13 protein-coding genes are annotated in these 13,468 nt (G+C 35.6%); 10 read left to right on the plus strand and 3 right to left on the minus strand.

Annotation, left to right across the window (positions count from 1 at the left end; genetic code table 11):
- Nucleotides 1-406: 406 nt before the first annotated feature.
- Nucleotides 407-835, plus strand: coding sequence for a YugN family protein (locus V179_RS0116445; protein WP_028392452.1), 429 nt, complete (start codon nt 407-409; stop codon nt 833-835).
- Nucleotides 836-1,043: 208 nt separating this feature from the next.
- Here V179_RS0116445 and V179_RS0116450 read toward each other — a convergent pair whose 3' ends face one another.
- Entirely contained in the window at nt 1,044-1,466 is a 423-nt protein-coding gene (locus V179_RS0116450; RefSeq protein WP_028392453.1) for a pyridoxamine 5'-phosphate oxidase family protein, read from the minus strand.
- A gap of 163 nt (nt 1,467-1,629) precedes the next feature.
- Between V179_RS0116450 and V179_RS0116455 the strand changes: the two genes are divergently transcribed.
- From V179_RS0116455 to V179_RS0116470, 3 genes are all read left to right on the plus strand, one after another.
- Entirely contained in the window at nt 1,630-2,058 is a 429-nt protein-coding gene (locus tag V179_RS0116455; RefSeq protein WP_028392454.1) for a ferritin-like domain-containing protein, read from the plus strand.
- Nucleotides 2,059-2,202: 144 nt separating this feature from the next.
- A complete protein-coding gene (locus tag V179_RS28170; protein ID WP_051404989.1) occupies nt 2,203-2,526 on the plus strand; it encodes a hypothetical protein in 324 nt (107 codons plus the stop codon).
- Between the two features lie 562 nt (nt 2,527-3,088).
- Nucleotides 3,089-3,454, plus strand: a complete 366-nt coding sequence (locus tag V179_RS0116470) for a carboxymuconolactone decarboxylase family protein (protein ID WP_028392455.1) — start codon at nt 3,089-3,091, stop codon at nt 3,452-3,454.
- 179 nt (nt 3,455-3,633) lie between these two features.
- On the opposite strand, the gene V179_RS28175 is transcribed toward V179_RS0116470, so the two are convergent.
- Nucleotides 3,634-4,215, minus strand: coding sequence for a hypothetical protein (locus tag V179_RS28175; protein ID WP_051404990.1), 582 nt, complete (start codon nt 4,213-4,215; stop codon nt 3,634-3,636).
- A gap of 490 nt (nt 4,216-4,705) precedes the next feature.
- Between V179_RS28175 and V179_RS0116480 the strand changes: the two genes are divergently transcribed.
- Nucleotides 4,706-6,379: a ribonuclease J gene (locus V179_RS0116480; RefSeq protein ID WP_028392456.1), complete on the plus strand. Its 1,674-nt coding sequence runs from the start codon at nt 4,706-4,708 to the stop codon at nt 6,377-6,379.
- 302 nt (nt 6,380-6,681) lie between these two features.
- Entirely contained in the window at nt 6,682-6,861 is a 180-nt protein-coding gene (locus tag V179_RS0116485; RefSeq protein WP_028392457.1) for a small acid-soluble spore protein H, read from the plus strand.
- A 447-nt stretch (nt 6,862-7,308) separates the two neighbouring features.
- Here the strand turns inward: V179_RS0116485 and V179_RS0116490 are convergent, their stop codons facing one another.
- Entirely contained in the window at nt 7,309-8,241 is a 933-nt protein-coding gene (locus V179_RS0116490) for an alpha/beta hydrolase (RefSeq protein WP_028392458.1), read from the minus strand.
- A 667-nt stretch (nt 8,242-8,908) separates the two neighbouring features.
- Between V179_RS0116490 and V179_RS0116495 the strand changes: the two genes are divergently transcribed.
- From V179_RS0116495 to V179_RS0116510, 4 genes are all read left to right on the plus strand, one after another.
- Entirely contained in the window at nt 8,909-9,604 is a 696-nt protein-coding gene (locus V179_RS0116495) for a response regulator transcription factor (RefSeq protein WP_028392459.1), read from the plus strand.
- The gene (locus V179_RS0116500) at nt 9,597-10,598 is read left to right on the plus strand and encodes a sensor histidine kinase (protein ID WP_028392460.1); all 1,002 of its coding nucleotides are present in this window, start codon (nt 9,597-9,599) and stop codon (nt 10,596-10,598) included. Before V179_RS0116495 ends, V179_RS0116500 begins: the two co-directional genes overlap by 8 nt.
- Nucleotides 10,599-10,701: 103 nt before the next feature.
- Nucleotides 10,702-11,466, plus strand: a complete 765-nt coding sequence (locus V179_RS0116505) for an ABC transporter ATP-binding protein (protein WP_028392461.1) — start codon at nt 10,702-10,704, stop codon at nt 11,464-11,466.
- Nucleotides 11,453-13,399, plus strand: coding sequence for an FtsX-like permease family protein (locus V179_RS0116510; protein WP_028392462.1), 1,947 nt, complete (start codon nt 11,453-11,455; stop codon nt 13,397-13,399). Before V179_RS0116505 ends, V179_RS0116510 begins: the two co-directional genes overlap by 14 nt.
- The last annotated feature ends 69 nt before the right edge of the window (nt 13,400-13,468 follow it).

The raw sequence follows: 13,468 nt of genomic DNA on the forward strand, positions 1-13,468 counted from the left end.
TGAAACTTCCCTCAGTGGGGTTTTCATCCCCCACTGAGGGTTAGTTGAACCAATCGGGGATTTACAGGCTGTTTATCCCCCACCTATTTATTTCTTGATTCTCTCGCAAAAATTGAGGTGGGGATATTACAGCCTGTTAAACCGGGATAAATAATGCGAAGACAAATAAACAAATGTCAGAAGGCATTACTACGGCAACTTTGCACGATTTTCAAAAAGGTCTACTTTGAACGTACAAAAAAAGCACAAGTGGTATCAATCCACTTGTGCTTTTTATTTTTCGCTAACCTAGAGTGTCAATTTACAATATATATTGCGTCACATAAAAAACAAGAGCATCTTGATCGTATCTTATTCAGCTTTTTGTTAAGAATAGTAATAACATTTTTCTCAGGAGTGAATGATGATGATCAAATTACAATCAGGTATTGAGGGAAAACAGGCCTATTTTGGTCTTGTACGAGAAATCTTTAACTCTTTTGGATGTAGTTTCTGCAGTAATTTTGAGTATGACCAAGGGAAATTCGACACTGTTTTATGGCGGGAAGGTGGGGAAACCATTTACTTACGAATCCCTTTCAATGTTTTGGATGGTGCTTTGGATCATTCTAATGCATTTATTGAGTTTGGAACACCTTATGTTATCAAGCATGTAGTGAATTTTGGACTAGACTATGATGAAAACTCATTACTGACCACCACCACAGGTCTTAATCAATTTCAAGAGCCCTTGGATAATGATGGGTATGTAAGAGATAAAAGCCGCTGGAAAAAAGCCGGTGAAGAAACAATAGATCATGTATTGAGTTCCATGAATGAACTATTAAGCTCCTAATCTAAATTGATTTTACTAATGAAACGAAAACAAAAAACGCTTGATTCAAGCGTTTTTTTTATATCTAAAGCTCCCTTTTTTCAACTCCCAATAAACGATACCCCGTTTCTAATTTAGTAGTTATACGTAATTCGGAAATTACGGATACATTTCGTATCCTCTAAATAAAAGAAAAGAATGGATTGTATGAACGATATTTTAGCGGTTATTACAAATTAAGTTCTTGGGGTGGTTCACCATTATTATTTAAGATACGGATCGTTTCAGGTTGTATTTGCAGAAACACAAGGTTTGGATCTTCAGGGCCATCAAACCATTTTTTAAATGATTCATCCCAGAATTGTTTTTTCAAATGTTCCGAATCATTCATTATGGATGTTCCGGAAATTTCAACATAGGTATCGCCCATGCCTTTGCCTTCATACCCCACTAGGACAGAAACGGATCGGTTTTTTTCTATTTCGTCTATTTTCTCAGCATCTGCTTGCGTTGGTGTAAATAGCGTTAAGTCTTCATTATAGAACGTCATATATCGTGAATGAGGCTTGTTATTTTCCACGGTTGATAGGACGCCCGCTCTATGATTTGAGATAATCTTCAGTACTTGTTTTTTTAAATCTTGCTGGTTCATTGATTTTCACTCCTTTTCTATGTACTATTCCACTTATTCTTCAAATTAAACCCTACCGTTTCTATGTATTTTCTTGGAGCAAGTAAAAAATAATACGTCCAATTTTAGCAATGGATAGTACTTACTTTTAGACAAATAATACATAAATAAAGGAGTGTTTATTATGGAAGTTAACGATGTAGTAAAAACATTAAATGCTTTTTTAAAAGGACAGTATATGGGTATTCATGCTTATGAACATCACATACAGAAATTAAACGACCCGAACACAAAAAAAGAATTTCAAAGGATTCAACAAGATCATAAACATCACGCCTTAAAGGTAGCAGAAAGAATTCAAAACCTTGGGGGAAGGCCAGTAGATGATGAAGGGATTATCGGTTCCATTCAAGGCTACATAGGCTCTTTCAAAATACCTGATACAACGGTCGGAATAATAGATAACGCATTAAAGGGAGAAGATTATTATGGAATTCATATATCAGAAGAAATCGTAAAAGGTGATTTAGATGTAGAAAGTCGTCAATTGATTGAAGAGATATTGGATAAGGACAGAGAACATGTGAAATTTTTAAAAGGTTTAGTTCATTAGAATTACTTGTGTTCAATTACTAATTCAAGATATTGGCATCACTCCCCACTTACGCTTCGTAGAATCTTCTAAGCCTTAGGTGAGGAGTGACTTTCCGGTAATGTGGGATAAAAAATTCTAACTATATAAAGAAGGTAATTTTTTATGATTATTTTTTTAGTCCTAGCAAGTATTGTAATCCCTTTAAGCATGTTTATCTTACAGAAATTCTGGATGAAGTTCCGTTTAATATTTAATATAGGTGCTATCATCTCGACACTTATTTTTGGAAATATTGCTTCTCTATCTATTCTTGAAATTATTAAAAATAAAAGCGTATTTATGACGAATATCCACGCTGTTTTCTTAAACCCCTTTTTCTTATTTACCGGAGCCTACATAGGTATATATATCCTTTATCAACTGTTGGTATTAACTATATCTTTGGATTTTAGCTCAACATATAATCCCGATAAGAAAGAATCTTAAAAATTAATTTGAGCGTTTATTCGTTTACAAGAGGCTACATAGTTTTCAGTGCATGGAACGGAATTAGTGCGTCTACAACTACGATTATCACTTATCACTTAGCAAAAGGGGAAACCTTTAACCTACTCCTTTTTAGAAACTATTTTATTACCGGAACAATAAAGCGATACTTCAATCAATGGAAAAATATGATTACTTGATATAGAAGGATAAATGGAAATCTAACTGCTTCGTTAAGCTGCTAATTAAATTAGGCTGTTTTCGCATAGTTTGTTGTTTTTTTAATTAATGAACCGTTCCTTTCCGCTGCAGGCACTTGCTTTCCGCGGGGAGGAAGTCGAGCCTCCTCAACGCTTCGTGTCTCCGGGGTCTCGAACTTTCCTCTATTTCCCGCAGGAGTCAAGTGCCTTCCGCTACAATCCACTCTATGCTTGCAAAATTGTTAAAAGCAACAATCTGTTGGAAAACAGCCTTAAATTAACATCGTTTTTGATTAATCAGCTTGTGTTTAGCTCATACTAATTTTGGATTAAAGAATTATTGAAATGGAGCTGAACTATGTATGGAATTTGAATCTAGAACTTCTACAGAAGCCGCCCTTCAAGAATATAAAGCTGGACTCGGTTTATTTACTCAGAAAATGCCTAAGCTCGCTGAACAATTTAATGCCTTTACAGAAGAGTGCTTTAAAGAAGGTGTTTTATCTAAGAAAGAAAAACAGCTTATTGCTTTAGGCATAAGCCTTTATTCTCAAGATGAGTATTGTATTATATATCACACTAAAGGGTGTCTTGATCAAGGATGCTCAGAACAAGAAATTCTTGAAGCTATTGGCGTTACTGCAGCATTTGGTGGGGGAGCGGCGATGAGCCAGGCGGTAACTCTTGTCCAAACGTGCGTTCAGGAATTAAATCAATTAAAGCAGTAATTAAGTGTAATTTAATAATCTTATTTTCAAGTGAAAAAACGAAAATGGATAAGTGTTAATTTATAAAGATAGTATTAAAAATCCCCCCTGTTTAAGTAGGGGGGCGCGCTGATATAGGGACAGATTCTAAAAAAGCAATGTCATTACCATTGCATCAATTCGTTTTCCATCATCTATCTTTATAAAGAATCATCGTTAAATATCCAGCGCAACACAGGGCTTTTGAGATCCATGGTGAATAGACCGTAATCAATGACAACCATTTCATTATCCTTGGAGAATGCGACATTAGCTAACCGCAAATCTATTGGAATGATGCCGTAACTTAGGAATATTAATTTCAACTCGATTAATTTCGTATATTCCATGATGGCTTTTGGTATATCAATCTCCATCTTCTTCATAATAATCCAGCCGGTCCCAAACTCTTTAACCGGACAAATATACTTTTGGACCTCCTTATTGCAGTTATTATAAATGTAGGCTTCATTTGCGCTGCCTATTAATCCTACATCAGACAGTGCAATTTTTAATATATAGCCATTATTGAGATCATAGACGATTCGATTATACCCCTGTCCAATCACTTTATATTTGAATTTCAACGTATTTATTGCAATATCCGCTTTTTGATACGCGGATATAAAAAATTGATCATCCATTTGAGATATCCAGGATTCAATGGCTTTTATCTCTTTACGGGACAACATAGAACTTTTATTCGACTGTATACTTTCATTACCATAGTTATTTGGACACATACCCTAAATGTCTCCTTTTCTTAAATTAATTTTCATTTAATCTCCCCCTCTCTTCCACTAAAGGTAGGAGGAAAAGGCGTTCGATTCCCAGGTTATTTTAAGTAAATGTTAATTACATGAACCCCACTGGCAAAAACGGTCGGTTATCAGTGACGCCCAATGATTTCTTTGAAGGGTTTAGTCTCAATTTCCGGATGCTGAGAAAGCGAAAATATTGTCTAGGAAAAGTGGTCATCAGTTTCCATCATGCCCCTGCCTGTCATCCCCGGCACCACCAAAATGGCGAGTACGCCCTCAGGCTTTTCAGGACCTTCTCTTCGTAACATAATATGTCCTTTATATGAAATGGCTTGTACTATTGTTGAGAATTTTTTGCAAAATAGATACATCACTTGCTGTATCTATCTTTCTGATTAGCGTATTTAAACTTAATTAAAGATGTCTCAATAGGGAATGCTAAAAATACTAATTGGCATTGGGAGGTTTAGATTTGAGAACACATGAAAATTTATTATCCATTTTTGCATTAGGCGGCATAAATGAAATCGGTAAAAACATGTATGTGCTCCAATATTCAGATGATATCGTGATTATTGATTGTGGTGGGAAGTTTCCAGATGAAAGTTTATTAGGTATTGATTTAATTATCCCTGATCTTACCTACTTGGAAGAAAATAAGGAGAAAATTCGAGCTTTAATTGTGACACATGGACACGAAGATCATATCGGTGGGATTCCTTACTTTTTAAAGAAATTAAATGTTCCCATTTATTCTACTCATTTTACACTAGGTCTTATTGAATTAAAATTAGAGGAACATAGGCTAATAAGAGATACGAAACTCGTTACGATTGATTCTGAATCAAAACTGAATTTCGGAAAGATTCATGTATCCTTTTTCAAAGTAAGCCATAGTATTCCTGATTGTCTAGGCATTGTCTTTCATACACCAGAAGGAAATGTCGTTCATACCGGGGACTTCAAATTCGATTTAACACCCGCGAATCATCAATCTCCAGATATTCATAAAATGGCTGAAATTGGAAAAGAAGGTGTCTTAGTTTTAATATCCGAAAGTACGAACGCGGAACGTACTGGTTTATCTCCGTCTGAACAAATGGTTGGAAACCATATGAACGAGGCCTTTATGAAAGCCGAAGGGAAAATCTTTGTTTCTACCTTCGCTTCAAATATTAATCGTGTTCAGCAAGTGGTGGATGCTGCAATCAAGACAAAACGCAAGCTCTCCTTACTTGGCCGAAGTATGGTGAATGTCGTATCAGTTGCAATCGAACGTGGGTATTTAACGCTTCCTGAAGGGATGATCGTTGAGGCACACGAAGTTGATAAAATGTCTCCTGAAAAGGTAGTCATCTTATGTACAGGAAGTCAAGGTGAGCCAATGGCCGCTCTTGGTCGCCTCGCGACTGGCAACTATCGGGATGTTTCCATTTATCCTGGGGACACTGTTATTCTAGCTGCATCGCCAATACCAGGGAATGAAAAAGATGTTTCCCGTATCATCGATCACTTATTCGAATTGGGTGCTAACGTGATTTATGGCTCAGGCAGCACGACCGGAATGCATGTTTCGGGTCATGGCTACCAGGAAGATTTAAAACTCATGCTTACCTTAATGAAGCCAACCTATTTCATCCCGATTCATGGTGAATATAGAATGCTATACCACCACCGAATGCTAGCCGAATCTGTTGGAGTAAAGAAGGAGAATACATTTATCATTAAAAATGGTGATGTCGTTGATATCGAAAACTCAATTGCCAATCAGACTCGAAACATTCCAGCTGGTGATACCTATGTAGACGGGATCAGTGTTGGTGATGTCGGTGCAATTGTCTTACGAGACCGCAAACAACTGTCGGAAGATGGAATGCTAGTCATTGTGTTAACGCTCAGTAAATCAGAGCGAAAAATTATTTCAGGACCAGATACCATATCGCGTGGATTCATGTATGTAAGAGATTCCGATGACCACCTAAGAGAGATTAACACCATTGTTAAGAAAACCGTTAAAGAACTAAATGAAGAGAATATCCGTCAATGGAATGTAATGAAACAAAAGATTAGAAAATCAGTAGGTCAATATGTGTTCACACATACGAAGAGAAAACCAATGATTCTCCCTATCATTATTGAAATTTAGGTAGATTCAACATGCTCTAATTTTTTGAAACTGTGGGTCAGACCCCTCAAAACTACATAATATGCGATAAGTGAATGGGGCACTACATGCTGATTTAGTGTGCGAGGTCAGACCCTTATGAAACACCACACAATAATAAGTTAAGAATACTGTTACATAATGGTTTTCATTATCTTCAACTAAAGCCACCCAGTTGAGTAACCATATTTAAATTTCTGTTTGCTTAAAATTGAATAACAAGAATACTTAAGTAGTTAAAAGTAAACATTATAACTGTTACAAATCAAAAGGAGGTCATTATAATGAACAAACAACGGGCACAAGAGATTGCTGCTTCGCCAGTTATGGCTAATGTAACCTATAATGGGGTTCCAATCTATATTCAAAATGTGGATGAAAATAATGAAATAGCTAGAATCTATCCCCTCGATGAACCAAAGAACGAACAAGATATTCCTTTATCTAACTTAAAAGAACATTAACTTGTCAAATATATCCTGAATAAATAATAGCTTTCATTACAAACACCACTCTGAGTGGTGTTTGTATTTCCCATCTCCTTGCCCCTAGCACAATAAGAAAAACATCATAAGTACAAACTTCAATCAAAATCTTCTTCAACACCGCTCCTTAATTCCATGTCAGAAAATTAAGATGAAGTTCCAATTTTGCATGAATCCGAATGATGATACATGATAAGCAGCTACCAGTATATTATTTACCATATTTTCTGGAATAACATGTAAAAACTCTGAATATCGCTCCTACTAAATATAACTATGACGAATAGTAAGACTCCAATAAAGTTATTTTTTAATCAAAAAAATAAACAAAGCAGCTTTGAATATAACTAATACAAAACATAAAATTGGACCTCCTCCTCTGCGTAGCGCCTTGCTTCATCGAAAACCAAAGGCGTGAGTTCTCGTTTACGCATCACTTGTTAAATAACGATGGATAGAAGAAAACACCTTATCTCTCATCAGCTCTTCTTCATTTAATAAATGATGTTTTCCGTTCTCTATAAGTTCAACATCTATATTTGGAAACTTCTTCAGTAAGAAAACGACATTATATCGCCAATCCACCGTTGTATCCTTTTTTCCCTGGAGGATGAGAACAGGGACAGGACTGGGGGTTCCTTCCTTGATGGATTCATTCCATTTCATCAATGCTTCTAGCCAACTGAGAGGGATTTTATCATACTGCAATGGATCCTGCTTCACAAAGCGCAAAAACTTCGAATCTGATGAATTGTTTCGAAACACCCTTCTCAATTGCTGGGTGAACACCTTTAATGGTTTTATCCCGATGGTGATTGCATTCCATCGATAAGACCGAATAAGTGGACAGATGAGAACTACTTTTCGAATCTGGGACGATTCATGATCGTTCAGTATATAATCGACTGCCGCAGCAGCTCCGGTACTGTGAGCCACGATATGGACGGGAAGAGAGCTTGAGGAGAGGTGTCTGTGTACGACTTCACGAATACTTTCTGCATAGAGAGAAAACTCCGTAACGACTGCCCGTTCTCCTGTTGACAATCCATGTCCCGGTAAATCAAATATCAACACATGAAACCCTTGTTGAACCAAAAAACGTATGACAGCACTTAACACTCCAGTATGATCATAATATCCGTGAAGAAGGAGAATATGAGATTTTACCTGTAAGGGACGAAAGGATTGGATAAACAGCCATTCATGAGCAACTTGTTCAAATCCGTAACGGTACTTTACGTTCTCTGTTGGGAGATTGTAAAACTCGCTGTATCGTTTCATATTTTCAGTCATGGGACGTGAGTCGTATGTAAAAAGCAAATGCTGATCGTTTCGAATATTATCAATGACTTGTTTCATATATTCCTCTCCTGTATCTCTGTAATTTATTGATGTCATCTAATGATTTTTGCACCAAAACCTTAAGGGGTTCCGCAAACAAAGGTGTATTTAAAGTATTCTAAGAAGTGATAACGGCCATATTGAACCCTGACCTTCTCCTTTTGAAGGGCTCAGTTTTCACGAAACACACAGGTGACACGTATGACTAATTCCGTCATTCGATGCTTTTTAAATTTTCAATCTATTTTGTTACAAATTCTACTTAGATTCAATGTTATACTTTATCACCATGAATTTTTCTATGTATAATGGAATTCAAAAATATTGATCTAAACAATCGAATATTTTCTTACGCATGGCCCTTGGTTTTGTACCTTATATATTTCCAAAATCATTTTCATTCATATATATACTAGGCTTTTTTTAAATAGTCTTCTCCTAAAAAACTCATCCATATTCACTTTAAGGATAGCTTCTTCTCGTTCCCTGGATAATAGTAACTTTTATCAATATGGCATGTTCCTGTTTCTCAACCTTATTCCACAATGGTAGGCAAGTTTACATGTTGAAGAATTAGCATCAAATTCTACTATATATATCCTAAAAAACACATAGCACAATAGCAAACACTAATTATTTATTATACAATTATTGTAAAGTTAATCTAAAGGCGTGGTGAATCCAGTTGTTTAAACTTTTGTTAATTGAAGATGATACGACTCTATTTAATGAGATAAAAGATCGATTAGCCCAATGGTCTTATGACGTTTATGGGATTACTGATTTTAGTAAAGTGATTCAAGAATTTACGGATATAAAGCCTGACTTAGTTATTATTGATATTCAATTGCCAAAATTCGATGGGTTTCATTGGTGTAGAATGATTCGATCACATTCCAACATTCCAATTATCTTCTTATCTTCTCGCGATCATCCTACTGATATTGTGATGTCTATGCAGTTTGGTGCGGATGATTATATCCAAAAACCCTTTCATTTTGATGTGCTAATTGCAAAGGTACAAGCGATTCTTCGTCGTGTCTATAATTACAATAGTGAAAAAATCGAGCTCAAAACATGGTGTGGGGCAACGGTGGATTATGAGAAAAATACGGTTACTACTACTATTGGATCAATTGAACTGTCAAAAAATGAGATTTTTATTTTAAAACTTTTGATTGAGCAGAAAAATAAGATCGTAAGTCGAGAGCAATTAATTAATAGCTTATGGGATGATAAGCGCTTTATCAGCGATAACACCCTAACAGTCAATGTAAATCGTTTACGAAAAAGACTCGATGAAATTGGTTTAGGAAGCTTTATCGAAACGAAAGTTGGGCAAGGATACAAAGCCATAGAAGAGGCAACTATATATGATTAAAAAATATGTCATAGAAAGAGGCAGCTGGATCATTTTATTTATTTTTTTACAATTATTAATCATCTTTGTCGCCTACATTGATTCGGCAATTCCGCTCAAGCCCATCCTCTATCTTGTCTTCTTATCGATGATCTTTTTTACAATCTTTTTGATCTTTCGCTACCATAAAGAAACGAAATTTTATAGAAGTTTAGTAGATAGAGAAAACAATCTTGATTTAACGAGCATCGCCTATCCAGAAAGTCCGTTTGAAAAAATAATAGAAGATAGTATGACAAACCAAACCGAATTACAAAAACAGGTAGCTTCACAAAATCTACTAACTTTAGAGCAAGAGAAAGATGAACTATTGGCTTGGATTCATGAAGTAAAAACACCGTTGACAGCGATGCATTTAATGATTGATCGCTTAGACAATGAAATGATGAAAACTCATTTAACTTATGAATGGTTGCGAATCCATCTTCTACTTGACCAACAGCTCCATCAAAAGCGTATTCCATCCATCGAAAATGATTTATACATAGAAAATACGAACTTAGAAACGCTCATTTTCTTTGAAATTAAAACATTACAATCATGGTGCATACAAAAAGGGATTGGCTTTGCAATCCAATTAGAGATAACTGAAGTACTTAGTGATGCCAAATGGCTGGCTTTTATCATTAGACAACTCTTAACAAACGCAGTCAAATATAGTACAGCAGCCGATATAATGATTACAAGTTATGAGCAAGCTGAGCAAACCATTCTTGAAGTAAAAAATTTCGGACGAGGCATTGATCCTAGGGATATACCGCGTATATTCGATAGGGGCTTTACAACGACCACCCATCAAGACCATGCAGCAACAGGGATGGGACTATATTTAGCCAAAAAAGCAGCTCAACCATTACATATTGATATATATGTCAAATCAGAACTTTACGCTGAAACGACTTTTACGTTAACCTTTCCAAAAAGAAATGAATTCGTAAAGCTAACAAGCATGTGACAAAAATGTCATATGCTTTTATTCTTTGTTCGCTCAATCGAAGGAAAAGTAAGCTTACGCGCATTATACTTAATTTTATTGATAGAAAAAGGAGTGGGTACTTATGCATATACTTGAAGCTGTAAAAATTCATAAAAGCTATGGCAATAAATTTAATAAACAAGAAGTATTAAAAGGGGTTGATATTCGCATTCATCAAGGCGAATTCGTAAGTATTATGGGAGCATCCGGTTCAGGGAAAACGACTTTGCTTAATGTTCTATCCTCCATTGATAAAATTAGTAACGGGACCATTAAAATCGAAGGTAAAGAAATTAGTAATATGAAAGAAAAACAATTAGCCGAATTTCGCAAGCACCATTTGGGTTTTATCTTTCAAGAATACAATTTATTAGATACACTGACGGTCAAAGAAAATATCCTATTACCGTTATCGATTACAAAGACACCGAAGAAAGAAGCTGAACAAAAATTTGCTACCCTTGCAAAAGAACTAGGTATTTATGAACTGAAAGATAAATATCCCAATGAAATTTCCGGTGGTCAAAAACAGCGTACCTCCGCAGCACGAGCCTTTGTTCATGAACCGAGCATTATTTTCGCTGATGAACCGACTGGTGCACTCGATTCAAAATCCGCTTCAGACTTATTAAACAAATTAAGCGAATTAAATCAAACACGCAAAGCAACGATTATTATGGTTACGCATGATCCTGTTGCCGCTAGTTATTGCAGTCGAGTCGTCTTTATCAAAGATGGACAAATTTATACACAACTAAATAAAGGGGAAGAAACAAGGCAGACCTTCTTCCATGACATCATGAAGACACAAGGTGTATTAGGCGGGGTCCAACATGAGCATCAATGAACTCATCTTCCGCAATCTGAAGAAGAATCTAAAAAATTATTACCTGTATGTTTTTGCCTTAATCTTTAGTGCCGCACTTTATTTTGCATTTGTTACCTTGCAATATGACCCATCGATGGATGAAACAAAAGGATCAATTAAAGGAGCGGCTGCTATCAGAACAGCTTCCGTCTTACTTGTCGCGATTGTTTCAATCTTTCTCTTGTACGCCAATAGCATTTTTATTAAACGACGCAGTAAAGAAATTGGCTTATTTCAATTAATCGGCATGACGAAAAGCAAAATATTCCGCATTCTTAGTATAGAAAACTTTATCCTCTATTTTAGTTCATTACTAGTAGGAATTTTTCTTGGCTTTTCCGTATCCAAACTAATTATTATGATTTTATTTAAAATTACCGCTGTTGAAGCGATCGCAACCCTTCATTTTTCTTTTCAGGCACTCATCCAAACACTTGTTGTGTTTGGTGTCATCTACTGCTTTATTATGTTGATGAACTATGCATTTATTAAAAGGCAAACCATTTTATCTTTATTTAGAACCATTTCCATGACAGAAGGCAAAGTAAAAAAGGTGTCCTTTCTTGAAATGTTCATCGGGATGACAGGCATAATTTTGATCATAATCGGCTATTATCTTTCATCAAAATTATTTAGTGGAGACTTCACAACCATGACTGAACTATTTCTTGCCATGATTATTATTTTGGCATCAGTCATCATCGGAACCTATCTTATCTATAAAGGTTCTGTCCGTTTTATTCTAAATATTATTCGCAAACAGAAACACGGTTACTTAAATATCAATGAAGTATTGTCTCTATCATCGATTATGTTTCGCATGAAATCAAACGCCTTATTATTAACCATTATTACGGTCGTATCTGCCCTTGCGATTGGTTTATTATCGTTAAGCTATATTTCCTACTACTCTGCAGAAAAAATGGCCGAGAACTATGTCCCTAACGACTTTTCATTTGCGAATCAAAAAGATGCCGAACAATTTAAAGCAGCATTACAAGCAAATCAAATGAAGTATAGTGAGAAAACCGTGGATGTTATTCAAGTTGATGTTAATATGGAGCAAATATTGGAGACAAATCTAGAGGAAATGAACTTTGATCCGAACGTCATGACCATTCCTGTTATTAGTGACCAAGATGTAGAGGATATCGATGTATCTGCTAAAGAAGTTATTTTTACCGGGTATAGTGACCTGCTACAGAAATTTATGTCTTTAAAAGACTCTGGCCCCATTGCATTGAAAGGGCAACATGAAGACATACCGCAAAACTATATCGGACTAAAGAAAAATTCTTTTGTTTCATTGTATTTCACAAACGGTGGTCTACCCACTGCCATTGTTGACAAAACCATTTTCGAACGTCTAAAACAGGATCTAAATACAGACATTCAAAAAGAATCTACGATTTATATCGGCATTGATATGAAAGATACAGCAACGATTGAAAAAGCAAATGAGATTTTTCAAAAAATGAAATTTAGTGATAATCGTCAAAATGATTCTCGCCTTGAAACGAGTAACAATCAAAAACAAAATATGGGGCTTATAATGTTTATCGTTGGCTTCTTAGGATTAACGTTTCTGATTACCTCCGGATGTATCCTTTATTTTAAACAAATGGATGAAAGTGAAGACGAAAAACCAAATTACACGATTTTACGAAAACTCGGGTTTACAGAACGAGACTTGTTAAAAGGAATCCAAGCCAAACAAATTTTTAATTTCGGAATTCCTTTAGTCATTGGGTTATGCCATAGCTATTTTGCCGTTCAATCAGGCTGGTTTTTATTTGGCTCTGAAGTTTGGACACCAATGATTATCGTGATGGTCCTTTATACCGCATTGTACTCAATTTTTGGTATCCTATCTGTTTTTTATTACAAAAAGGTCATTAAAGACGCACTCTAATAGGAAATAAACAAAAGGGCTGAACTCCACCTCTACTATATTTTGTTTCTGTGAAATTGACACAGTAAA

It is taken from the genome of Bacillus cihuensis (assembly GCF_000504145.1).
Classification (GTDB): Bacteria; Bacillota; Bacilli; order Bacillales; family DSM-1321; genus Peribacillus; species Peribacillus huizhouensis.